Source organism: Azohydromonas australica DSM 1124 (assembly GCF_000430725.1).
In the GTDB taxonomy this organism is placed as follows: Bacteria; Pseudomonadota; Gammaproteobacteria; order Burkholderiales; family Burkholderiaceae_C; genus Azohydromonas; species Azohydromonas australica.
Window position 1 is genome coordinate 136,890 of the sequence record NZ_KE387204.1, and the last position, 22,829, is coordinate 159,718.

The following is a 22,829-nucleotide window of genomic DNA, read 5'->3' on the forward strand; positions in this document are numbered from 1 at the left end:
CCCTGCGCCGGCCATGCGACCGATACCCCACGTGGGCAGCCTGGACAGCAGCCTGGCGTTCCTGGCCGATCCCTACCGCTTCATCGGGCGGCATTGCCGTGAGCAGCACACGGAGGTGGTGCAGGCCCGGCTGATGTTGCGCTCCACGTTGTGCTTCACCGGCCCGCGCGCGGCGGAGCTTTTCTACAACGAGGGCCTGTTCCTGCGCGGCGGCGCCGCGCCCGAGCCGCTGCGTGCCACGCTGTTCGGCAAGGGCGGCGTGCAGACGCTCGACGGCTTGCGGCACCGGCGGCGCAAGGCCTACTTCATGCAGGCGCTGGCGCCGGAGCGCGTAGCGGCGCTGGTGCGGCAGGTGGCACACGAGTGGGAGCACGAGCTCGGCCGCTGGGCGCAGCAGGAGCAGGTGCAGCTCTACGCCGCCCTGCACCCCATGCTCACGCGCGCCGTGTGCCACTGGGCCGGCGTGCCGCTGCCGCCCGCACAGGTGTCGCTGCGCACGGCGGAGCTGGCGGCGCTGTTCGACCACGCGGTGGGACCGCCGTTGCGTCACCTGCACGCGCGCGTGGCGCGAGCGGCGCTGGAGTCCTGGCTCGCGCACCTGCTGGCCGAGGCCCGCGCCGGGCGCGTCGAGCTGGCCGAAGACAGCGCGGCGGCGCAGATCGCGCTGCACCGCGACGAGGAGGGCAACGTGCTGCGCCCGCGCATCGCGGCGGTGGAGCTGATCAACCTGCTGCGGCCGGTGGTGGCGGTGTCGGTGTTCATCACCCAGTCCGCGCACGCGCTGCACATGCACCCCGAGTGCCGCGAGCCGCTGAGCGAGAGCCTGCTCGGCGGCGACATGCGCTGGGCGCAGGCTTTCGTGCAGGAGGTGCGGCGCTGGTATCCGTTCTTCCCGGCCATCGCCGCGCGCGTGCGCCACGACTTCGAATGGCAGGGCTACCACTTCACGCGCGGGCGCATGGCGCTGCTGGACCTGTACGGCACCAACCACGATCCGCGCAGCTGGGAGGCGCCCGACGAGTTCCGCCCGCAGCGCTTCCTCACCCGCAAGCCCGGCGCCTACGACTTCGTGCCGCAGGGCGGCGCCGAGCCCCATGCGCACCACCGCTGCCCGGGCGAGGGCGTGGCCATCGCGCTGATGATGCTGTCGCTGGACTGGCTGCTGCACCGCATGCGCTACGAGGTTCCGCCGCAGGACCTGGGCCTGGACATGGGGCGGCTGCCCGCGTTGCCGCGCAGCGGTTTCGTGATCCAGGGCGTGCAGGCGCTGCCGTGAGCGACCCGGCAAACAACACGGCAAGGAGGCCTTGCGCCATGACATCTTTCGATGCGGTCATCTTCGACTGCGACGGCACGCTGGTGGACAGCGAGCCCATCCTGCTGGCCGCCGTCGAGGAGCAGGCGCTGGCGCTGGGCGTCGCGCCCGCGCTGCTGGCGGACCTGCACGACATGAAGGGCCAGAGCATGGCGCTGACGCTGGCCACCATCGGCCAGCGCCGCGGCCGGCCGCTGCCCGAGGACTTCGAGGCCACGGTGCGGGCGCGCATGGCCGAGACCTTCAAGGAGCGGCTGCAGCCCATGCCCGGGGCGCAGGCACTGCTGCGGCGGCTGGCGCTGCCCTTCTGCGTCGCGACCAATGGCCCGCGCGCCAAGACCGAGCTGACGCTGTCGATCACCGGGTTGCTGCCGCTGCTGCGCCCCGACCGCATCTTCAGCGCCTACGACGTGGGCGTCTTCAAGCCCGACCCGGCCCTGTTCCTGCACGCGGCGCGCGCGCTGGGCGTGGCGCCCGAGCGCTGCGCGGTGGTGGAGGACAGCACTTCGGGCGTGCGCGCCGGGCTGGCGGCGGGGATGCAGGTGCACGTGCTGCGCTCGGCCCAGCCGCTGCCGACGGAGCTGCACGCGCAGGTGCGGCACCTGGAGGCGCTGGAGGAGCTGCTGGACGCGAGTTGAGCCGCGGCCGGCTCGGCCTTCAGGCCACCAGCCCCTCGCTGCGCAGCGCCTCGACCTGTTCGGCGGTGTAGCCCAGCCCCTGCAGCAACTCGCCGGTGTGCGCGCCCAGCGCCGGCGGATGCAGCCGCACCGGCAGGCGCTGGCCGTCCAGCGTGAACGGGCACAGCGTGGTCTTCACCGTCTGCCCGGCCTTCTCGCCGTCGGGCACCACCACGTCGGCCAGGCCGCCGGTGGCTTGCAGGTGCAGGTCCTCGTACAGGTCTTCCGGGCGGCGGATCGGCGCGAAGGGCAGCCCGGCCTGCTCGAACAGCGCGGCCAGCTCCGCCGCCGAGCGGTGCGCCAGGCGCTCGCGCAACGTGGCCAACAGCTGGGGCCGCAGCTTCACCCGGTCGTTGTTGGTCGCCAGCGCCGGATCGGCCTTGAGGTCGCCCAGGCCCAGGGCGTCGCACATCAGGCCCCACTGCGCGTCGCTCACCGCGGCCAGGAAGACCTGCTCGCCGTCCTTCACCGTGAACACGTCGTACACCGCCCAGGGGCTTTCGCGCGCAGGCATGGGCCGCGGGGGCCGGCCGCTCAGGGCGTACTGCAGCATGTGCTGGCCCATGAGGAAGACGTTGTTCTCGAACAGCGCCGACTGCACCTCCATGCCGCGTCCGGTGATGCCGCGCTGGATCAGCGCGCCCATCACCCCGATGGCGCCGAACAGGCCGCCCATGATGTCGTTGACGCTGGTGCCCGCGCGCAGCGGGTCGCCGGGCCGGCCGGTCATGTAGGCCAAGCCGCCCATCATCTGCACCACCTCGTCCAGCGCGGTGCGATGCTCGTAGGGGCCGGGCAGGAAGCCCTTGTGGCTGGCGTAGATCAGCCGGTCGTTGGCGGCCGACAGGCTCGCGTAGTCCAGCCCGTACTTCTTCAGCGCCCCGGGCTTGAAGTTCTCCACCACCACGTCGGCGCCCGCGGCCAGGCGGCGCGCCACCTCGGCGCCCTCGGGGCGGCGCAGGTCGATGCCGATGCTCTTCTTGTTGCGGTTGAACAGCGGGAAGAAGCCCGCGCCGGCGCCCAGCAGGCGCCGCGTGCCTTCTCCCTCCACCGGCTCGACCTTGATCACCTCCGCGCCCAGGTCGGCCAGCACCAGGCCGCAGGCCGGGCCCATCACCATGTGCGTCAGCTCGACGACGCGCAGGCCCCTCAGGGGCAGGGGGGCGTTGGCGTCGTCCATGCCGCTGCCGTCTTCACCGCCCCGCCGCCACCGGCGTGCCACCGCCGGCCGCCACCACCGGCGCCACGTCCCCCGCCACCCGCCGCAGCAGCTCGCCCAGCACCGCGGCATGGGCCTGCGGCGTGTCGGCGCTGGCCTGCAGGGTGTAGCGGCGCTCGGTGCGCTGGCGCAGCGTGCCGTTGGCGTCCTGCAGCACGGCGCGCACCTCGGTGAAGAGCTCGCGGCGGTCGCGGCGGTAGTCCAGCGGCGCGAACTCCAGCCGCAGCGTTTGCGCCCGCGGCTCCACGCCGCCGGCGGTGCACTCGCCTTCGCACAGCGTCCAGCCCGGCAACTGCGCACGCAGCGCGGCGGTCAGCTCGCGCGTGAGCGCCACCTCGATGCGCTCGGCCCAGAACACGCCCGGCCAGTCGTCCACCACCGTCTCGCCCACACGGAAGCGCACGCGCCGCGCCAGCAGGTACTCCGGCAGCACCGGGCGGCGAACGACCAGCACCGGGGCCGCGCTCGCCGCCGCGTCAGGCGGCACGGCCGCCACGCTGGCGCCCGCCGTGCCGGCCGCTCCCGGCGCGCCCAAGCTCGGCAGCACCAGCAGCGTGGCGGAGGGCGGGGCGCTGGCGCAGCCGGCGAGCAGGCCACTCAGGAGGAGGGCGGCGGTGGCGGCCATCGAGGGCCAGCGGGTTTGGCGTGCCTCGACCCTTGCCCTTGCCCCTCTCCCGCTTTGCGGGCAAGGGGAGGCTGACGGGTTGGGCGCTTCGCGGCTCACGGCGTCGTGGCTCTGGGCGTGAAGCTCGGTGTTCATTGGCGGCGGCGGCCGAAGATGACCGCGTTGGGTTGTTCCTCGATCAGCTCGCTGAACTCGCGCAGCCCGCGCGCGGCCTGCGACAGGTCGCGCACCGCGGCGTCGAGGTCGCTGCGCAGCGGGGCGCCCGGCTCGGCCAGCTCGCTGACACGGCCCATCGCCTGCTGCGCCGCCTCGGCTGCGGCGCGCGCGCCGGCCAGCGTGGCCTTCAGCTCGGGCTGCGCGGCGTCCACCGTCTGGCGGCTGGCTTCGAGCAGCTTGTTGACGTTGGCCAGGCTCGTGGCGGCCCCCACGCGCAGCTCCTCCATCGCCGCGGTGGCCGCGCCCAGCGTGCGCTGGCCCTCGCCGGCCAGGCCGTTGACCTGCTTGGTCACGCTGTCCAGCGCCTGGCGCGCGCTCACCACCGTGTCGCGCGTCTCGGCCAGCGTGTCGTTGAGCGTGTTGAGCGTGCTGCGCACGTCCTCGATCGTCTCGCGCAACGGCAGCTGCGCCACCTGGTCGAACAGCGCGTCGAAGCGGTCGCGCACGGCCGGGATCTCCGGGTAGCGGCCGCCGCTGGCCTGCGGCGGCGGCGGGGCCTCCTCCACGAAGTCCAGGTCCACCAGCTTCTGGCCGGTGACGAAGCTCTGCGCCACCAGCCGCGCGCGCAGGCCCCGCTGCACCAGCGTGGGCAGCGGCGGCGCGGCGGCGGCGCCGTCCGCGTTGCCGAAGCGCACGCTGTCCGGGTTGAGCCGGATGCGCACCGGGATGCGCGCCTCCAGCGAGCGGTCGTTGACCTCGATGCCGATGTCCTCCACCTGGCCCACGGGCACGCCGCGGAAGGTCACGGGCGCGCCCACGTACAAGCCGGCCACGCCGCCCTGGAAATGGATCAGGGCCAGCGTCTGCTTGCGGAAGAGGCTGTTGCCGCTGAGCCAGAGCACCGTGGTGACGACCAGCGCCAGCGCACCCAGCGCGAAGGCGCCGACGAGCAAGGCGTGTTTCTTCATGGGTTCATGTCCCGTTGGGGAGGTTCCTCGCGGCGCAGGAAGGCGCGCACGGTCGGATGGGTGGCGGCGTCGTCGCGCAGCGCACGCGGGCTGCCATGCGCGATGGGCTGGCGGCTCTCGTCGTCCAGGTAGATGCCGTCGTCGGCGATGGCCAGCAGGCTGGGCAACTCGTGGCTGACCATCACCACCGCCGCGCCGGTGCGCTCGCGGATGTCCAGCACCAGGTCGTCCAGGCGCCGCGCGCTGATCGGGTCCAGGCCCGCCGAGGGCTCGTCCAGGAACAGCAGCGGCGGCTCCGCGGCGATGGCGCGCGCCAGGCCCGCGCGCTTCTTCATGCCGCCCGACAGCCGCTCGGGCAGGAAGGCGGCGGAGCTGTCCAGGCCCACCCAGCCCAGCACCTCCATCGCGCGCTCGCGCCGCGCAGCGGGGTCCAGCTCGGTGAGCTGCTCCAGCGGCAGCATCACGTTCTCCAGCACCGTCATCGAGCTCCACAGCGCCGCGCTCTGGAACAGCATCCCGCAGCGCGCGCGCAGCCGGGCCCGCGTGGCGGGGTCGCTGGCCCAGTAGTCCTGGCCCTGGTGCAGCACCCGGCCGGAAGCCGGCGGCAGCAGGCCGATCATGTGGCGCAGCAGCGTGCTCTTGCCCACACCCGAGCCGCCCATGACGGCGAAGATGGTGCGCGGCGCCACCGTGAAGCTGATGCCGCGCTGGATCAGCCGGGTGCCGAAGCGCATCTCCAGGTCCTGCACCTCCACCACCGGCTGCGGCTGTTGCGAATGCGGTTGCTGCGCCATCGTGCTCACAGCCCCAGCGCGTTGGCGAGGATCGCGAAGAGCGAGTCCACCACGATCACGCCCACGATGCTGGCCACCACGGCCTGCGTGGTGGCCTGGCCCACGCCGGCGGCGTTGCGCTTGGCGTGCAGCCCGTAGTAGCAGCCCACGATGCCGATGAGCGCACCGAAGGCCACCGACTTCACCAGGCCCAGCCCCAGGTGGTTCCAGCCCAGCACGATGGCAGTGCGGTCCAGGTAAGCCTGCGGCGCGAGCTGCAGCATGCCCCCGCCCACCATCACCCCGCCCAGCAGCCCGGCCAGGCAGCCGTAGATGTAGAGCAGCGGCAGCAGGATCAGCAGCGACAGCACCCGCGGCAGCACCAGGTAGGGCACCGGGTCGATGCCCAGCACCTCGTAGGCGTCGATCTCCTCGTTGGCCTGCATGGTCGCGAGCTCGGCGGCGAAGGCCGCGCCGGTGCGCCCGCACATCACCACCGCGGTGATCACGGCCGCCATCTCGCGCGCCACGGCAATGCCCACCAGGTCCGCCACGTAGATGCCCGCGCCGAACTTCACCAGCTGCACCGCGCCCACGAAGGCCAGGATCGAGCCCACCAGCAGGTTCACCACCGTGACGATGGGCAGCGCCCGCGCGCTGCTGTCGGTGGACACGCGCGCCAAGTCGCGTGCGCTCAGCCGGGTGCGCCCGCGCACCAGCGCGACGGCGGCCAGCAGCACCTGGCCCAGGAACGTGACGGGGCGAAGCAGGCTGGCAAGGGAAAGGTGGGGAAGGTGCATCGGGGCCGGCGCGGCACGACAGCGGCCGCGCGGGGCATGTTACAGACAACTACAAGCGGGTCTTCGCGCCTCCGCGCCCATGAAACCGGCGCAGGCATGAGCGGGACGCATGGCAAATGGCTTGCCCGGATGGCCGCTTCACTTTCCGGGCTGCGCGGCGGCCCGGAGCTGCTCACCGGGCTGCTGGTGGTGATCCAAGCGGCTGGGCACCGGCAGCCCCTGGCCCATCGGCAACAACCCGCGCTGGCGCTACTTCGAGAGCGATGCGGGCACGGGCCGCCTGGCCAACACGGACTACCCGCTGTGGAAAGTCGTGCGCGCCTCCACCGCGGCGCCCTCGTTCTTCGATCCGGAATCGCTGGAGATCCTGGCGCCCAAGGACGGCAAGGCCGTGGGCGGCGAGTTCGTGGACGGCGGCGTGAGCCCCTTCAACAACCCCTCGCCGCAGACGCTGATGTACGCCACGCTCAACGTCTACCGCGTGGACTGGCCCACCGGCGCGGACCGTCTGCTGCTGGTGTCGGTGGGCACCGGCGCGGCCGACCCGGCGGTGGCCGCGCCCAAGCTGGCCGCGGAGAACGCCATCAAGTCGCTGCTGTCGCTGATGCAGGACTGCGCCGACCTGCAGCAGACGCTGCTGCAGTGGATGTCGGCCAGCCCCACCGCGCGCGTCATCGACCGCGAGGTCGGCAACCTGCAGCACGACATCCTCGGCGGCACGCCGCTCATCAGCTACCTGCGCTACGACGTGGACCTGCGCGCTGCGGCGGTGCAGGCGCTGGACCCCGCGCTCACCGACGTCCGGGCCATCACCTCGCTCAGCGAGATGGACGCGCCCGACAACATGGACCTGCTGCACCGCCTGGGCCGCCTGGGCCGCCTGGCCGGCGAGCGCGACCTGCGGGCGGAGGACTTCCCCTCCGTGTTCGACCTGGCGCGGGCCTGAGGCCCAGGGCTCGGGGAGGAGGGCAGCGCCATGCGCTATTTCGTCATCCGGGGCTTTGGCCGCAAGAAGGACTCGCAGGGCCGCGAGATCGACTTCGACCGCGTGGACCGCGAGCTGATCAGGCCCGCGCTGGCGCTGTGCAACTTCGAGGGCGGCACCACGCAGACCGAGGACGGCGCGGGCAACATCCGCGCCGACATGTTCGCCCTCATCCTGGAGGCGGACGTGGTGGTGTGCGACATCACGGTGCACAACGCCAACGTTTTCTACGAGCTGGGCGTGCGCCACGCGCTGCGCAAGAAGCACACGGTGCTGATCAAGGGCAGCCCCTCGGCCGACACCACTCCCTTCGACCTCTCCACCGACCGCTACCGGAGCTACACGGTGGACGACCCGAAGCAGGCGCTGCAGGCGCTGGTGCGCGCGGTCCAGGCCGGGCAGCTCGCCGGGCGCGAGACCGACAGCTTCCCCGGCGCGCGTGACACCTGGGAGCGGGTGCGCGAGGGCCTGCCGCAGGAGCTGGAAGCCAACCTGGCGCTGGCCAACGTCTACGAGCGGCTGTACCGCCAGCAGCGGAAGCCGGCGCTGCTGGAGTCATCGAACCAGGCGGTGCAGCGCACGCTGGGCTGTCCGGACCTGCGCGCGGGCGAGCGCGCGGAGGCCACGGCACTGCGGGCGCGCAACCTCAAAACGCTGTGGCGGCGCCAGTTCGAGGGCCTGCCCACGCTGCAGCAGCGGCGCGCGGCAGCGCTGAGCGTCCATGCCCGCGACGCCTACGCGGCCTACCTGGAAGCGTTCCAGCTCGACCTCAACAGCTTCTTCCCCGGCGTGGCGACCTAACAGATGGGCCACGTGCTGCTGGAGCTCTCGGACAGCCCGCGCTTTGCCAGCTTGTCCCTGGGGCTGCACCGCGAGACCAACACGCGGCGATTCGTGGAGGACCTGCAGCGCGACCTGCCGTTGCTGGAGCGGGTGGCGGGCGTGTCCGTCGAGCGCGAGGTCGCGGTACGGGGCAGGGACCTGGCGTGGGCGCGCATCAGCCAAGCCGACATGCTGTTCCTTACGCACGACGAGCAGGCGCTGGCGGCGGACCCGCAGATCGCGGTGGACGCCTACCGCGGCGTGCTGGCGGACCGCGAGGGCTTCTACTGGGAGGCCGCGCGCGGGCAGCTGGCGCTGTTCGAGCAGCTGGGCATCCGCGCCGAGGCGGCGCGCGCGGTGATGCAGGCCTTCGATGCCGACGGCGAGAAGCCCGAAGGCAAGCCGCTGCGCCTGGTGCTCTTCGCCGGCCACGTGGTGGACGCGCCCGATGCGCCCACGCCGCGCTTTCCGGCCACGGCGGCGGCCGAGCAGCGCGCGCGGGAGCTGGTCGAGGCGCAGCTCCAGGCGCTGCAGTCCGGGGATGCGCGGCGGCTGGTGCTGTGCTCGGCCGCGCCGGGCGCGGACATCCTGGCGCTAAAGGCCTGCGCGCGGCTGGACATCGAGACGCGGCTGTGCCTGCCCATGGACGCCAGGGCTCTGCTGGCGCAGGCCGAGGCCTTCGCGCGCCATCCCGCGTGGCGCGAGCGCCTGCTGGCACAGGTGAAGGCGCACGGCAACGGCCGCCTGCTGGTGCTGCAGCACGAGGCCGAGCTGCCGACGTGGCTGCGGTTGCACAGCCGCCAGCACAGCTGGGAGCGTGGCAACCGCTGGATGCTCAACCTGGCGCAGTGCTGGGGCGCACAGCAGGTGACGCTGCTGGCGCTGTGGGACGGCAACGCGCAGGACCCTTCCACCGGCGGCACCGCGCAGCTGGTGCGCATGGCGCGGCAGTCGGACGCGATAGCGACGCAGGTGATCGACTGCGGAGAGCTCGCAGCGGGCTGAGCCCCGCCGCGCTCAGCCCAGCAAGCCCTGCGCGTCGTCCTCATCGGCCGCCAGCGGCGTGGCGCGCGCCAACGCCATCCACAGGTCGAAGCGCATGCGGCCCGCGCGCGGCGGGGCTGGGCGCGCGCATTCCAGCCCGGCGGCGGTGGCGATCAGCACACCGCACTCGGCCGGCACGTCCTCCGGCCCGCCGATGCCCTCGGCCAGCACGTACCAGCACTCCGACGCCATGCCCAGGTAGGCGGCGCGCTTCTCGGGCTTGCGCAGGTCGGACAGCAGGTCGCCGCGCCGCACCTTGATCTCGTGCACCAGCGGCTGCAGGTAGGCCTCCACGCTCGTGTAGCGGATGGAGAACACGTCCGGCCGCGCCTGCACCCAGCGTTGCCGCCCGGGCGCCGCCGCGCCTTCGGGCGGCTCGTCGCCGAAGCCCAGCCCCGGCGGCAGCGCTTCGGTGGAGGGCAGCAGCGCTGCGGCGCCCTCCGGCCCGGACGGCGCCACTGCCACGGCCTGCGTAGGCGAGACCATCGCCACCTGCGCCCGCAGCTTGAGCTCCGTGTAGACGATGCGCCCGCTGCGCTGCAGGTGCCGCGCCACGCGCTGCACCAGCGCCTCGTGCGCGTCGAAGGCGTGGCGGTTGCGCTGCCGGCCCGCCGCCAGCGCGGCCACGCCGGCGTCCGTGACGCGCAGCCGCTCGCGCCCGTCCTCCGCCAGCCGCTCCAGCAGCCCCAGCGCCAGCAGCTCCACCTCCAGCAGGTCCTGGCACGGCCAGCCCGCCGAGCGCCACAGCGCGTGCAGGCGGCGCAGGTGGAAGCGCGTCAGCGCGATGTCCGGCGGCGTGGAAGCGTCCATGGGCAGCACGGGCTCAGGCCGGAACCTCGTCCGACGGTTGCAGCGCCTGGGCCCAGGCGCGGCGCGCCGGCTTCGGCAGGTCTAGGCGCGCGGCCTCCTCGCCGAACACGGCCGCCGCCACGGCACGCGGGTCGTTGAGCGTGCGCACCACGTCGTAGGTGGACTGCGCCTCGGGGTAGGTGCGGCGCAGGTAGTTCAGCCACTGCTTGAGCCGCCCGGCGCGGTGGCGCGGCTCCACGCGGCGCGAGACGTGCAGCCAGAAATCCAGCATCAGCGGCAGCAGCGCGCTCCAGGCAATGCCGGCACCGCCGCGGATCGCCAGCGCCAGCCCGGGGTCGCTGACCATGCCGCGGCCCAGCATCAGCGACTCGCAGCCCGAGGCCTGGCGGCAGCGGCGGGCGTCCTCCACGGTCCAGATCTCGCCGTTGGCGACCATGGGCAGCCGCACCGCGGCGCGCAGGTCCGCCACCCGCTCCCAGTAGGCCGGCGGCTTGTAGCCGTGCACCTTGGTGCGCGCATGCACCACCAGTTCGTCAGCGCCGGCGGCCTCGATGGCCCGGGCGCAGTCCTCGGCCAGGCGGTCGTCGTTGAAGCCCAGCCGCATCTTGGCCGACACCGGCATGCCTGCCGGCACCGCGCGGCGCACGGCTGAGACGATGCGGAACACGCTCTCGGGCTCCTGCAGCAGCATCGCGCCGCCGCCGTGGCGGTTGACGACCTTGGCCGGGCAGCCGAAGTTCAGGTCGATGCCCGCCGGCCCCAGCGAGGCCAGCCGCGCGGCGTTCTCCGCCAGGCACACCTCGTCGGAGCCCAGCAGCTGCGCCCGCACCGGCGTGCCCGCCCGCGTGCGCCCGCCCTGCAGCAGCTCGGGCACCACGCGCGTGAAGGCGCGCTCGGGCAGCAGCGTGCCGGTGACGCGGATGAATTCGGAGACGCAGCGGTCGATGCCGCCCACGCGCGTGAGCGTCTCGCGCAGGGGATGGTCCAGGAGCCCCTCCATGGGGGCGAGAAGCAGCAGGCTCATGAGGGGGCGCATGGTAAGGGCGCGCCGTCCCACCCTGTGGCAGGCCGGGCGATTGCCGCCGGCCCTGGCAGCCATGCCGGCATGCCTTCCGCGCAATCCTCACGCCCCATGTCGTCCCCGCCCTCGAACGCCGTGCCGCGCCCCGGCGCCGCTGCCGCCGCTCCCTCTGTTTCCACGCTCTCCATCGCCACGCTGGCCCTGGCCGCCTTCGGCAGCGGCGTGTCGCTGCGCGTCAACGACGCGCTGCTGCCGCGCCTGTCGGGCGAGTTCAACGTCACGCTGGCGCAGGCGGCGCAGGTGGTGAGCTTCTTCGCCATCGCCTACGGCTTCGCACAGCTCTTCTTCGGCCCGATGGGCGAGCGCCACGGCAAGTACCGCGTGGTCGGCTGGGGCTGCGCCGGCTGCGCGCTGGCCTCGGCGCTGTGCGGCGTGGCGCCGGACTTCACCTGGCTGCGCGCGCTGCGGGCGCTGGCCGGGATCACGGCAGCGGCGATCATCCCGCTGTCCATGGCCTGGATCGGCGACGTGGTGCCCTACGAGAAGCGCCAGCCGGTGCTGGCGCGCTTCCTGATCGGGCAGATCCTGGGCCTCTCGGCCGGCGTGTGGCTGGGCGGCTTCGCGGCGGACCACCTCGGCTGGCGCGTGCCGTACTTCATCCTGGCGCTGCTGTTCGGCACCGTGGCCGCGGTGCTGTTCATCGTCGAGCGCGGCCTGCCCGAGCAGGCGCGCACCCGGCGCGCGGGCGATGGCGGATCGGCGCTGGCGCGCATCGTGGACGACTTCCGCCACGTGCTGTCGCAGCGCTGGGCCCGGGTGATCCTGGCCAGCGTCTTCCTGGAGGCGCTCACGCTGTACGGGCCCTTCGCCTTCATCCCCGCGCACCTGCACGAGCGCTTCGGCCTGAGCCTGTCGGCCGCGGGCTCGGTGCTGATGCTGTTCGGCTTCGGCGGCTTCGGCTTCGCGCTGGCTTCGGGGCGGCTGGTGCAGCGGCTGGGCGAGGTGGGGCTGGCGCGCTGGGGCGGCAGCGTGATGGCGGCCTCGATGGCGCTGGTGGCCTTCACGCCGCACTGGGCACTGGCGCTGCCGGGCTGCCTGGGCATGGGGCTGGGCTTCTACATGCTGCACAACACGCTGCAGGTCAACGCCACGCAGATGGCACCGCAGCGCCGCGGCCCGGCGGTGTCGGCCTTCGCGTCGCTGTTCTTCCTGGGCCAGTCCGCCGGCGTGGTGGCCGCGGGCGCGGCCATCGCGCAATGGGGTTCCACGGCCACCATCGCGCTCGGGGCGGCGGGGGTGCTGGTGGTGGCGCTGGGGTTCGGAAGGCTGAGGGCGCGGCGGGAGGCTTGACAGAGCCTCTACCATTTCGAAATGGATCTATCAGTTTGGATTGCTTTTTTCGCCGCCTCCTGGGCCATCAGCATCTCGCCGGGCGCGGGGGCGGTGGCCGCGATGAGCGCGGGGCTGACGCACGGCTTCCGGCGCGGCTACGTCATGACGCTGGGCCTGGTGCTCGGGATCTGGACGCAGGTGCTCGTGGTCGGCCTGGGGTTGGGCGCGCTGATCGCCACCTCGGCGCTGGCCTTCGCGGTCGTGAAGTGGGCGGGCGTGGCCTACCTGATGTGGCTGGGCCTGCGCCAGTGGCGCGCGCCGGCCACGGCGCTGGTGGGCGAGGACGCGCAGGCGGCCGCGGCGGCCGTGCCCTGGCACCAGCTGGTGCTGCGCGGCTGGATGGTCAACGCGGTCAATCCCAAGGGCACCGTGTTCCTGCTGGCCGTGGTGCCGCAGTTCCTGGACCTGGCCCGGCCGCTGCCCGGCCAGTACCTGGTGATCGCCGCCACGCTGGCCTTCACGGACCTGGTGGTCATGGGCTGCTACACGGCGCTGGCGTCACGGCTGCTGCGCCTGCTGCGCTCGGCGCGCCAGATGCAGGCGCTCAACCGCGTCTTCGGCGCGCTGTTCATGTTCGTCGCCATGCTGCTGGCGACGTTCAAGCGGGCGGGCTGATAGAACGACTCGGGACGCCGGTTGTCCCGGCCGCGACGCCAGCCTGACGCACGGCACACCCGTTGCCATCCCGGTCTCCACCGCCGCCCCGGCGGCGCACACATACGGAGACCCTGGCATGCGCATCCTGATCGTCCTCACCTCCCACGACCGCCTCGGTGACACCGGCAAGAAGACCGGCTTCTGGTTGGAAGAATTCGCCGCCCCGTACTACGTGTTCAAGGACGCCGGCGCCCAGCTCACGCTGGCCTCGCCCCAGGGCGGCCAGCCGCCGCTGGACCCCAAGAGCGACGAGGCCGACGCCCAGACGCCGGCCACCGAGCGGTTCAAGCAGGACCCCGAAGGGCAGGCCGCGCTGGCCAGCACGAGGAAGCTGGCCGAGGTGTCGGCGCAGGACTTCGACGCCGTGTTCTATCCCGGCGGTCACGGCCCGCTGTGGGACCTGGCCGAGAGCCGCGACTCCGCAGCGCTGATCGAAGCCTTCCTGGCCGCCGGCAAGCCGGTGGCCGCCGTCTGCCACGCGCCGGGCGTGCTGCGCCACGTGCGCAACCCGGACGGCAGCCCGCTGGTGAAGGACAAGCGCGTCACGGGCTTCACCAACAGCGAGGAGGAGGCCGTCGGCCTGACCCAGGTGGTGCCCTTCCTGGTGGAGGACATGCTCAAGCAGGCCGGCGGGCGCTTCTCCAAGGGTGCGGACTGGCAGTCCAACGTGGAGGTGGACGGGCTGCTCGTCACGGGGCAGAACCCGGCGTCGTCGGAAGAGGGGGCGCGCGAGCTGCTGGAGCTGCTGAAGGCCAAGGGTTGAGACCCCGCCTCACCCCATGGCCATCAACCCCGCATTCCCTCCCGCCGCCGCCGTGTTGACGCACAGGCTGCGCTCCACCATCAGCCGCTCCGGCGGCAGCAGCGCGGGGTCGCGCTCGCCTTTGGCGCAGGCCACCAGCGGCACGATCGGCCCGTCGCGCTGCGACAGCGCCAGGCTCAGCTCCAGCACCCGGCCCGGCGCGTCCTGCGCCGCGGCAAGGTCGATGTCTTCCCCTAGCGGGTTGGCTGAGAGCTTCACGCGCTCGCGCACCACCGCCGGCAGCGCAGCGTGCAGCGCGCGCGCCGCGGCCGAATCGGCCCACAGCACCCGGCCTCCGGTCGCCAGCACCAGCGCCAGCAGGAACAGCAAATCGCCCCGGTCGCCCGCCTGGCACAGCACGCGCCGGCGCGGCAGCAGCGCGTAGCGGTTGCGCTCGCCCGTGGGCCCGGGCAGCAGCACGTCCAGGCCGGCCGGGCTCTGCGCGAGCAGCGCGTCACAGGCGGCCACCAGCGCGGCGTCTTCCGGCAGCGCCTCCTGCAGCCAGCCGCGCAGGACGCGCAGCGCCGGCAGGCGGGGCTCCCCGCCACCGTTGCCGGACGGCGCCACCGCCGCCACGGGCGTCCCGATCGCCAGCAGCGCCGGCGCATGCCGCTCACACAGGCGGCGCACCAGCAGCGGCCCGCCGGCCTTGGGGCCGGTGCCCGACAGGCCCTCGCCGCCGAAGGGCTGCACGCCTACCACCGCGCCGATCATGTTGCGGTTGACGTACTGGTTGCCCGCCCGGGCGCGCGCCGTGACCAGCGCGATGGTCTCGTCGATGCGCGTGTGCAGCCCCAGCGTCAGCGCGTAGCCCGTGGCCTCGATGCGCTGCAGCAGCCCGTCGAGCTCCCCGCGCCGCCAGCGCAGCACATGCAGCACCGGCCCGAAGACTTCTCCCGGCAACTGCGACAGCGACTCCAGCTCCACCACCGTCGGCGCCACGAAGCTGCCGTGCTCCCGCAGTTCCTCGGACAAGGGCTGCCGCGTCACGCGCAGCCCCAGGGCCTGCATGTGCAGCACGTGCTTCTCGACGGTGTCGCGCGCCGTGTCGTCGATGACCGGGCCCACGTCGGTGGCCAGCGCATCGGGCCGGCCCACGCACAGCTCGGCCAGCGCGCCCTGCAGCATGCGCAGCACCGGCTCGGCGATCTCCTGCTGCAGGCACAGCACGCGCAGCGCCGAACAGCGCTGCCCGGCGCTGTCGAAGGCGCTGGCAAGCACGTCGGGGACGAGCTGCTCGGCCAGCGCGGAGGAGTCGGCGATCAGCGCATTGAGCCCGCCCGTCTCGGCCACCAGCAGCGGCGGCACGCCCCGCGCATCCAGGCGCAACGCCAGCTCGGCCTGCAGCCGCCGCGCCACGGCCGTCGAGCCGGTGAAGAGCACGCCACGCACGCGTGCGTCGCGCGCCAGCCGCAGGCCCACCGACTCGCCCGGCCCGGGCAGCAGCTGCAGCACCGCGCCGGGCACGCCCGCGGCGTGCAGCAGCCGCACCGCCTCGGCCGCCACCAGCGGCGTCTGCCGCGCCGGCTTGGCGACCACGGCGTTGCCCGCGGCCAGCGCCGCCGCGAGCTGGCCGGTGAAGATGGCCAGCGGGAAATTCCACGGGCTGATGCAGGCCACCGGGCCCAGCGGCCGGCTGCCTGCATCCAAGGCGGTGCGCGCCTGCAGCGCGGCGTAGCGCAGCGCGTCCACCGCCTCGCGCACCTCGCCCACCGCCGCGGGCACCGTCTTGCCGGCCTCGCGCACGATCAGGCCGACGAGGGTCTGCAGCTGGTCCTCCAGCGCATCGGCGCCGCGCTCCAGCAGCGCGGCGCGCTCGGCCGGCGGCGTGGCGCCCCAGGCCGGCTGCACCGCGGCGGCGGCGGACAGGGCGTCCTCCATCTCGTCCGCCCGTGCCTCGCGCACGGTGCCCACGCGGTCGGACCGGTCGGCCGGGTTGAGCACCGGCTGCGGGAGGTCACCCGGGCGCGGCAGGCCCGCCACCAGCGGCACGGCCGTCCACGCCTGCCGCGCGCCGTGCAGCAGCGCCGCTGACAGCGAAGCCAGCCGGTGCTCATTGGCCAGGTCGATGCCCGCGGAGTTGGGGCGCAGTGCGCCGAACAGCGCGCGCGGAAGCGGGATGGCCGGATGCGGCAACCCCAGCGTGCCCTCGGCCCGCGCCGCGCGCTCCACCTGCGCCACCGGGTCTTCCACCAGCGCCTCGACCGGGATCGAGGCATCGGCGATGCGGTTGACGAAGCTGGTGTTGGCGCCGTTCTCCAGCAGCCGCCGCACCAGGTAGGCCAGCAGCGTCTCGTGCGTACCCACGGGCGCATAGATGCGGCAGGGCAGTCCCAGGCCGCCCTCAATGGGCGGCGCCACCACCATCTCGTACAGCGGCTCGCCCATGCCGTGCAGGCACTGGAACTCGTAGCGCCCGGGCGTCCAGGCGCCGGCCAGGTGCTGGATGGCGGCCACCGTGTGCGCGTTGTGGGTGGCGAACTGCGGATAGACGGCATCGGGCGCCGCCAGCAGCCGGCGCGCGCAGGCGAGGTAGGCCACGTCGGTGTGCGCCTTGCGGGTGTAGACGGCGTAGTCCTCCAGGCCGTCGATCTGTGCGCGCTTGATCTCGCTGTCCCAGTACGCGCCCTTGACCAGCCGCAGCATCAGGCGGCGCCGGCTGCGGCGCGCGAGGTCGATGCAGAAGTCCAGCACGTGCGGGCAGCGCTTCTGGTAGGCCTGCACTGCCAGGCCGAGGCCGCTCCAGCCCGCGAGCATGTGCTCGCCGCACAGCCGCTGCAGCAGGTCCAGCGACAGCTCCAGCCGGTCCGCCTCCTCGGCGTCGATGCTCAGCCCGATGCCGTGGTGCCGCGCCAGCAGCGCCAGCTGCAGCAGCCGCGGGTACAGCTCGGCCATCACCCGGCCGTGCTGCGAGCGCGTGTAGCGCGGGTGCAGCGCCGACAGCTTGATGGAGATGCCCGGCCCCGCGTGCAGGTCGCGCCCGGCCAGCGCGATGCCCAGGGCGTGGATGGCGTGCTCGTAGGCCGAGAGGTAGCGCTGCGCGTCCTCCGCCGTCAGTGCGGCCTCGCCCAGCATGTCGAAGGAATACGTGAAACCCTGGGACTCGCGCTTGCGGGCGCGGGCGAGGGCCTCGCCGATGGTCTGGCCGCAGACGAACTGCTCGCCCAGCAGCCGCATCGCCAAGTCCACGCCCTTGCGCAGCAGCGGCTCGCCGCTGCGCGCGAGCACGCGCGAGAGGGCGCTGCCCAGCCCGGCCTCGGCCTGCTGCGTGGCCGCCATGCGCCCGCCCAGCAGCAGTCCCCAGGTGGCGGCGTTGACGAACAGCGAGCCGCTGCGCCCCAGGTGCGCGCCCCAGTCGCCGTCGCCGAGCTTGTCGCGGATGAGCGCGTCGCGCGTGGCGTCGTCGGGGATGCGCAGCAGCGCCTCGGCCAGGCACATCAGCGCCACGCCCTCCTGGGAGGCCAGAGAGAACTCGCGCATGAGCCCCTGCACCAGGCCCTCGCGCCCGGCGGTGAGCCCGGCGCCGCGCTCGCGCAGCCGCCGCGCCAGCGAGGCGGCCAGCGCCAGCACCGACACGGCCTGCCCCGGCGGCAGCCGGGCGGATTCGAGCAGCATCGCCACGGCCTCGGGCTCCGGCCGGCGGCACGCGGCCGTGATGGCCGAGCGCAGCACCGACTGCGGCAGCAGCTCACCGGCAAAGTCCAGGAATGGCAGCGTCATGGCGAGACTCCTTGCCGCGCAGCACACCAGGGCGGCGGGCGGGCCATCGTAGGATGCGCGCCCCGCGGCCGGGTTCCGGCGGGGCCTTTGCCGCGCCGGGCTGCGGCTACCCAACCTTTCAAAGACTTAAGCCTTGGAACACACCTTCGTTTCCGCCCTGGTCCTGCTGCTGCTGGTGCTGGACCCGCTGGGCAGCCTGCCGGTGTTCATCAGCGTGATGCGCGGCGTGGACCCGCGCCGGCGCACGCGCGTGGTGCTGCGCGAGTCGGCCATCGCCTTCGGCGTGCTGCTGGGCTTCATGTTCAGCGGCCAGGCCTTCCTGCGGCTGATGCACCTGTCGGAGCGCTCGCTGGAGGTGGCCGGCGGCGTGATCCTGCTGGTGATCGCGATGCGCATGATCTTCGCGTCGGCCCAGCACCTGTACGCCGGCGAGGCGCGCGAGCCCTTCATCTTCCCGCTGGCGGTGCCGCTGATGGCCGGCCCCTCGGCCATGGCGACGGTGCTGCTGCTGGCCTCGCGCGCGCCGGACCGCATGCCCGACTGGGTGGGCGCGCTCACGGTGGCGATGGCGGTGTGCGCGCTGGTGCTGTGGGCCAGCGAACGGCTGCGTCGGCTGCTGGGCGACTCGGTGGTCACGGCGCTAGAAAAGCTCATGGGGCTGGTGCTCACCGCCATCGCCGTGGAAATGATCCTGGCCGGGCTCAAGCGCTACTTCCTCGACACCTGAGCCGGCACCGGCCTTGCCGTGCCGCGCGGCATGGCCGCCTTCTTCCGCGCTGCGGCGCTGCTCGTGCTGCTGCTGATCGTGCCCACGCCGCCCGACCGCGGCGGCATCCCGCCGCGCTGGAATCCCTGGGCGCCCCTGCGCATCGCCGACGCGCCCAACGTGCTCACGCCGCTGAAGCTCGCCCGCCTCGGGCGCGACGGCGCGCTGTGCCGCGCGGTGCTGGCCCAGGCACCGCTGCAGTCCACGCCGGTACCGGACCGCGAGGTCGGCCCGGGCTGCCGCCTGGCCGACGCGGTGCGCATCACCCGCACCCGCTTCGCCGTGGACTCGCCCTTCCTGCTCACCTGCCGCGCCGCCGTCTCGCTGGCGCTGTGGGAGCGGCACACCGTGCAGCCGGCTGCGCTGCAGCTGCTGGGCGCGCCGGTGTTGCGGCTGCAGCACCTGGGCAGCCTGGCCTGCCGCGACATCGCCGCGCGCCCCGGGCGGCGCAGCCGCCATGCCCAGGCCGATGCGCTGGACGTGGCGGGCTTCACGCTGGGCGACGGCCGCCGCGTCACGGTGCTGCGCGACTGGGGCGACGCCGAGGCCCCGGCCGGGCGCTTCCTGCGCACGCTGCACCGCGGCGCCTGCCGCAGCTTCGACGGCGTGCTGGGCCCCGACTACAACGCCGCGCACCGCGACCACCTGCACCTGGAACTCGGCGGCGGGCGCTACTGCCGCTGAAGGGCGCAGGGCCACCGACGCCCGGGCCACCGCGCGCGGCCATGAAAAAAGGCGGCACCTTGCGGTGCCGCCCCAACTGGAGATTCTTCGAAACGGGAGGCGGATCAGAAGTCGTGCTTGACGCCGACGCCGAAGACCGCGGTCTTCTCGTTCTGAACCAGCCCACGCAGGCCCGGCGTGACCATGATGTTGGTCAGGTTGGTGGCGCCGGCTTCGGTATCGGCATACGCGATCTGTGCGTACAGCGTCGTGCGCTTGGACAGGGCGTAGTCGTTGCTCAGCACCAGAGTCTTGGTCTTGTCCGCGCTGAAGTTCTTGTCCTTGGCCAGGTAGTAAGCCAGGGTCGTGGTGTTGGCACCCCACGAGAAATCGCCGCCCACGCCCCAGGCATCAACTTCGGTCGTGGGCCGGAGGGCACCCAGGTTCAGCACGTTGCCATCGCTCTTGTTCTTCAGGTAGAGCGCCTTGATCTTGAAGGCACCCAACGGCACCGCGCCGCCCAGGCCGTACTGCTTGGTCTCGCCAGCACCGCTGTTGGCTTTGATCTGCTGGTACGAAGCCGACACCGTGACCGGGCCCGTGTAGGAGCCGCCGATTACCACGGTGCTGCCGTCGCTCTTGCTGGTGGTCTGCTCGCCGAAGGCGTAGGCGACACCCACGTTCACCGGGCCGAAGCTGCCGGTGTAGGAAATCGCGTTGCCCAGGAACACGCCCAGGTCATTGGCGCCAGCACCGCCGCCGGCAGGGGCCCCATTGGGGTTCTGGTTGAAGGCATACGGGTAGAGCATGCTGAATTGCTCCTTGAACCCGCGCGGGTCGGTGCCCAGGTGCGCCAGGATGGCCGGCGAGTACTGGCGGCCCAGGGCCACCGCACCCCAGCTGCCCTTGAGGCCGACGTTGGCTTGGCGACGGAAGAGGCCGCCCGTGGTGGTGCCGTTGTCGGCGTTGATGTGGCTTTCCAGGTTGAAGAAGCCGCTCAGGCCGTTGCCCAGGTCTTCAGTGCCGCGCAGACCCCAGATGCTGGGCAGGATGCCGCCGTTGTAGAGCTCGGTGAGGCTGCCGGCGTTGGCCGTGGCGGGCCCGGCGACAGGCACGGTCTTGGTGCTGTGCTGCACACCCAGGTCCACACGGCCGTACAGCGTCACGTTCGATTGGGCCTGCGCCACGGGGGCCAGTACGGCGATGGCGGCGCCAATCAGGCTGAGCTTCAGGACGGTCTTTTTCATGGAGGGTCTCCTCGTAGTGGAATGCATGGGCGCGGCCGGCCGCTGCGCCGCGGCCGCACCGGCACCGGGCACGCCACGCAGCTTGCGTGTGCCGGCCCGGCGTCTCGGCGAGAGGCAGTGTCGGCGGCGCCCTGTTCCTCCGCCGTCCAGGGTTTCCACCGGCTTGGCGCGCGCACAGTTGCTTCAGCTTGAAGCGATGTGGCGGCTGGTAGCAGCACTCCGGGCCCGCGGCGGCCCGCACGGTGCCGGGCCGCGGGCTCATGCCGTCGCTTGCGCCCTCAACCACGCCGGCGCCGGCCGCCGCATCAGGGTTGGCACGTAGGCACGCCCACGCCGACCCAGACCACCGGTTGCGGAAAGCGCACGTTCAACCCAGTAAATCACAGGGACAATTTGTGGTTGCCAGCCAACACCGGCCGCCCCGCCAGACCCAGTACACGGGACGCCGCCCGGCTCAGCGCGGCGCGGCGGGCTCCGCGGCGCCCAGCCAGCGCAGCTCGGCCGCCAGGTACTGGCGCTGCACGTTGCGCCGGTGGAACGCGTCGTAGCGCGCCCAGTGCCGCCAGGCCGGCAGCTCGACGCGGCGCTGCACCTCCAGCAGGTCGGCGCCGGCGTCCAGCAGCGCCTGCACCTCGGTGTCCAGCGCCGCGAGGTAGGCGCCGGCCGCCTCGATCAGCGCCGGCGCCGCGCCGGCTTCGCCGTAGCCGGGCACCAGCGTGCGCAGCCCTTCGTGCCGCGCCAGCTGCCGCAGCGCGGCGCGCCAGGGCGCGGCCTCGCGCCCGGGGTCCAGCTCGGGAATGCGCCCGGCGGGCACCAGCGCGCCGGCGAAGCCCGCGCCGCTGCGCGCGTCCAGCACCACCAGGTCGCCCGCAGTGTGGCCGGGGCGGTGCAGCAGCTCGATGCGGCGCCCGCCCAGCTCCAGCGCCAGGTCGCCGCTGATGCGCCGCTGCGGCAGCACCAGCCGCGTGCCGCGCATCACGGCCTCGCCCAGGTCGGCGCGCAGCCGGCGCAGGCACTCGTTGCAGCGCTGAGCCATGAGCTCGGCCGTGGCGGCGTGCGCCAGCACCGGGACGCCGGCTTCCTCGAAGGCGGTGCCGCCCATCAGGAACTCCGGCCGCGCCTGCGTGACGATGGCCAGCACCGGCCGGCGGCCGGTGAGCCGCCGTGCCTGGTCCAGCGCCCAGCGCGCCAGCCGGTACGAGCCGCCGGTCTGCACCATCACCGGCCCGGCGGGCGTGGCGATGAGGCCGAGGTTGCCCACCGCGTCCTGGTTCGTCGGCTCGGGGCCTTCCAGGCTGCCCGGCAGCACGAACACGCCCGGCGCCACTTCGCGCGGCGCCCCGTAGCGCGCGGGCGGCGGACGGGAGATGGAAGCGGCGGAGGCAGTGGCAGCGCCATCGTCGGCCGCCGCCCGCGCCGCGCCGGGCAGCGCCAGCGCGGCCAGTGCAAGGAAGCGACGGCGGCGGCCGCGCTCGGGTTCGCGCGCGGCGAGATCCAGGGAGGAGGTCGAGAGAACCAGGATCGCGCTCCCTTCAGGCCGCGAGCTGCAGCCGCTGCTCGAAGTGGCGGCCCTCGGTGTCGTCCACGCGCGCCAGCAGCTCGCCGCCTCGCGGCTCGGCCCGGAGCCAGAAGCGCAGGTGCGGGTTCTCGCTGAGCGAGAAGTCCACCTGCGCCGACAGCAACCGCTGTCCGGCGTAGGCCAGCTCGATGTTCCGCACGTACTGCGCCTTGGTGAAGAGTCGCGTGGCCTGGTCCATCACCAGCCCGGAGTCGTTGGGGTGGCTGACCATGAGCTGCGCGCGCAGCGGCTGCCCGGGCGGCGCGTCCTCCTGCACCGCCAGCCGCATGCGGCCCAGCGCGGCGCGCGCGGCCTCGGCGTCCTTGCCCGGCGGCGCTGAGCAGCCGCCGGAGGCCTTGACGAAGCGCTTGCTCATCACGAGGCGCCCGTCGTCGAGCTCGGCGATGGCGCGCACGAAGCCGTACTCGTCGATGCGCACCCGCGTCTCCAGGTCGGCGCGTCCGCTGGCGGGGCCGAAATCCACCATCGCCGCCAGCGGCGAGGGGTTGTTGTCGATGACCAGCACCAGGCGGCGCACGCGGGCGCCCTGGCCCTGGGCGAAGCCCGCGCGCACGCCGATGGGCACCACGGCGGCGTCCTCGGCGCGCACGGGCGCCTGCAGCGACAGCAGCGCCTCGTCCTCGACGATGGGGCGGCGCGCGAACAGCGCCTCGCGCTGCTGCAGCCAGCGCGGGTTGTTCTCCAGCTCCTCGGCCGAGCGCAACTGCGCCCGCGTGGCGGCCGGCGCGGCCAGCAGCAGGCCCAGCACGTGGCGCCGGTGTAGGGATGACAGCTTCATGGCGACCTCC

Annotated in this window: 21 protein-coding genes; 10 read left to right on the top strand and 11 right to left on the bottom strand. The window is 73.4% G+C overall.

What is annotated here, in order from left to right; all coding sequences use genetic code 11:
- Nucleotides 1-13: 13 nt before the first annotated feature.
- Both H537_RS0122470 and H537_RS0122475 read left to right on the top strand, forming a co-directional pair.
- On the top strand, nt 14-1,276 hold the full coding sequence (locus H537_RS0122470) for a cytochrome P450 (protein ID WP_028999643.1): 1,263 nt from the start codon (nt 14-16) through the stop codon (nt 1,274-1,276).
- A 38-nt stretch (nt 1,277-1,314) separates the two neighbouring features.
- Nucleotides 1,315-1,953, top strand: a complete 639-nt coding sequence (locus tag H537_RS0122475) for an HAD family hydrolase (RefSeq protein WP_028999644.1) — start codon at nt 1,315-1,317, stop codon at nt 1,951-1,953.
- A 19-nt stretch (nt 1,954-1,972) separates the two neighbouring features.
- Here H537_RS0122475 and H537_RS0122480 read toward each other — a convergent pair whose 3' ends face one another.
- From H537_RS0122480 to H537_RS44835, 5 genes are all read right to left on the bottom strand, one after another.
- On the bottom strand, nt 1,973-3,172 hold the full coding sequence (locus H537_RS0122480; RefSeq protein ID WP_028999645.1) for a CaiB/BaiF CoA transferase family protein: 1,200 nt from the start codon (nt 3,170-3,172) through the stop codon (nt 1,973-1,975).
- 13 nt (nt 3,173-3,185) lie between these two features.
- On the bottom strand, nt 3,186-3,836 hold the full coding sequence (locus H537_RS0122485) for an ABC-type transport auxiliary lipoprotein family protein (RefSeq protein ID WP_028999646.1): 651 nt from the start codon (nt 3,834-3,836) through the stop codon (nt 3,186-3,188).
- Nucleotides 3,837-3,967: 131 nt separating this feature from the next.
- A complete protein-coding gene (locus H537_RS49595; protein WP_051243106.1) occupies nt 3,968-4,960 on the bottom strand; it encodes an MlaD family protein in 993 nt (330 codons plus the stop codon).
- Nucleotides 4,957-5,754 carry an ABC transporter ATP-binding protein gene (locus tag H537_RS0122495; protein WP_043459642.1) on the bottom strand — a complete coding sequence of 266 codons (798 nt, stop codon included), beginning with the start codon at nt 5,752-5,754 and terminating at the stop codon, nt 4,957-4,959. The genes H537_RS49595 and H537_RS0122495 overlap by 4 nt, the downstream gene beginning before the upstream one ends.
- 5 nt (nt 5,755-5,759) lie before the next feature.
- Nucleotides 5,760-6,533 carry an MlaE family ABC transporter permease gene (locus H537_RS44835; protein WP_051243107.1) on the bottom strand — a complete coding sequence of 258 codons (774 nt, stop codon included), beginning with the start codon at nt 6,531-6,533 and terminating at the stop codon, nt 5,760-5,762.
- Between the two features lie 313 nt (nt 6,534-6,846).
- Here H537_RS44835 and H537_RS44840 point away from each other — a divergent pair, with 313 nt between their 5' ends.
- From H537_RS44840 to H537_RS0122515, 3 genes are read left to right on the top strand one after another with little or no spacing between them, the layout of a single operon-like run.
- Nucleotides 6,847-7,479, top strand: a complete 633-nt coding sequence (locus tag H537_RS44840) for a patatin-like phospholipase domain-containing protein (protein WP_051243108.1) — start codon at nt 6,847-6,849, stop codon at nt 7,477-7,479.
- A gap of 30 nt (nt 7,480-7,509) precedes the next feature.
- On the top strand, nt 7,510-8,319 hold the full coding sequence (locus H537_RS0122510; RefSeq protein WP_028999648.1) for a tetratricopeptide repeat-containing protein: 810 nt from the start codon (nt 7,510-7,512) through the stop codon (nt 8,317-8,319).
- A gap of 3 nt (nt 8,320-8,322) precedes the next feature.
- Nucleotides 8,323-9,345 carry a hypothetical protein gene (locus tag H537_RS0122515; RefSeq protein ID WP_028999649.1) on the top strand — a complete coding sequence of 341 codons (1,023 nt, stop codon included), beginning with the start codon at nt 8,323-8,325 and terminating at the stop codon, nt 9,343-9,345.
- Between the two features lie 12 nt (nt 9,346-9,357).
- Here the strand turns inward: H537_RS0122515 and H537_RS0122520 are convergent, their stop codons facing one another.
- A complete protein-coding gene (locus H537_RS0122520; RefSeq protein ID WP_028999650.1) occupies nt 9,358-10,194 on the bottom strand; it encodes a hypothetical protein in 837 nt (278 codons plus the stop codon).
- 13 nt (nt 10,195-10,207) lie between these two features.
- Nucleotides 10,208-11,218, bottom strand: a complete 1,011-nt coding sequence (locus H537_RS0122525; RefSeq protein ID WP_028999651.1) for a tRNA dihydrouridine synthase — start codon at nt 11,216-11,218, stop codon at nt 10,208-10,210.
- 108 nt (nt 11,219-11,326) lie between these two features.
- Here H537_RS0122525 and H537_RS0122530 point away from each other — a divergent pair, with 108 nt between their 5' ends.
- The 3 genes from H537_RS0122530 (at nt 11,327) to H537_RS0122540 (ending at nt 14,027) form a co-directional block, all read left to right on the top strand.
- Nucleotides 11,327-12,565 carry an MFS transporter gene (locus H537_RS0122530; RefSeq protein ID WP_051243109.1) on the top strand — a complete coding sequence of 413 codons (1,239 nt, stop codon included), beginning with the start codon at nt 11,327-11,329 and terminating at the stop codon, nt 12,563-12,565.
- A 21-nt stretch (nt 12,566-12,586) separates the two neighbouring features.
- Entirely contained in the window at nt 12,587-13,222 is a 636-nt protein-coding gene (locus H537_RS0122535) for a LysE family transporter (protein WP_028999653.1), read from the top strand.
- Nucleotides 13,223-13,340: 118 nt separating this feature from the next.
- Nucleotides 13,341-14,027 (top strand): type 1 glutamine amidotransferase domain-containing protein, encoded by a 687-nt coding sequence (locus H537_RS0122540; protein WP_028999654.1) that lies wholly within the window; start codon nt 13,341-13,343, stop codon nt 14,025-14,027.
- Nucleotides 14,028-14,036: 9 nt separating this feature from the next.
- Here the strand turns inward: H537_RS0122540 and putA are convergent, their stop codons facing one another.
- A complete protein-coding gene (gene putA / locus H537_RS44845) occupies nt 14,037-17,786 on the bottom strand; it encodes a trifunctional transcriptional regulator/proline dehydrogenase/L-glutamate gamma-semialdehyde dehydrogenase (RefSeq protein WP_051243110.1) in 3,750 nt (1,249 codons plus the stop codon).
- 133 nt (nt 17,787-17,919) lie between these two features.
- Here putA and H537_RS0122550 point away from each other — a divergent pair, with 133 nt between their 5' ends.
- Both H537_RS0122550 and H537_RS0122555 read left to right on the top strand, forming a co-directional pair.
- Nucleotides 17,920-18,513, top strand: coding sequence for a MarC family protein (locus H537_RS0122550; RefSeq protein WP_028999655.1), 594 nt, complete (start codon nt 17,920-17,922; stop codon nt 18,511-18,513).
- Between the two features lie 30 nt (nt 18,514-18,543).
- Nucleotides 18,544-19,236, top strand: a complete 693-nt coding sequence (locus tag H537_RS0122555; protein ID WP_028999656.1) for an extensin-like domain-containing protein — start codon at nt 18,544-18,546, stop codon at nt 19,234-19,236.
- Nucleotides 19,237-19,340: 104 nt separating this feature from the next.
- Here H537_RS0122555 and H537_RS0122560 read toward each other — a convergent pair whose 3' ends face one another.
- From H537_RS0122560 to H537_RS0122570, 3 genes are all read right to left on the bottom strand, one after another.
- On the bottom strand, nt 19,341-20,462 hold the full coding sequence (locus tag H537_RS0122560) for a porin (protein ID WP_051243111.1): 1,122 nt from the start codon (nt 20,460-20,462) through the stop codon (nt 19,341-19,343).
- 454 nt (nt 20,463-20,916) lie between these two features.
- Complete coding sequence (locus tag H537_RS44850) at nt 20,917-21,777, bottom strand: MBL fold metallo-hydrolase (protein WP_051243112.1); 861 nt, start codon at nt 21,775-21,777, stop codon at nt 20,917-20,919.
- A 217-nt stretch (nt 21,778-21,994) separates the two neighbouring features.
- Entirely contained in the window at nt 21,995-22,819 is an 825-nt protein-coding gene (locus H537_RS0122570; protein WP_156901888.1) for a quinoprotein dehydrogenase-associated SoxYZ-like carrier, read from the bottom strand.
- Nucleotides 22,820-22,829: the final 10 nt, after the last annotated feature.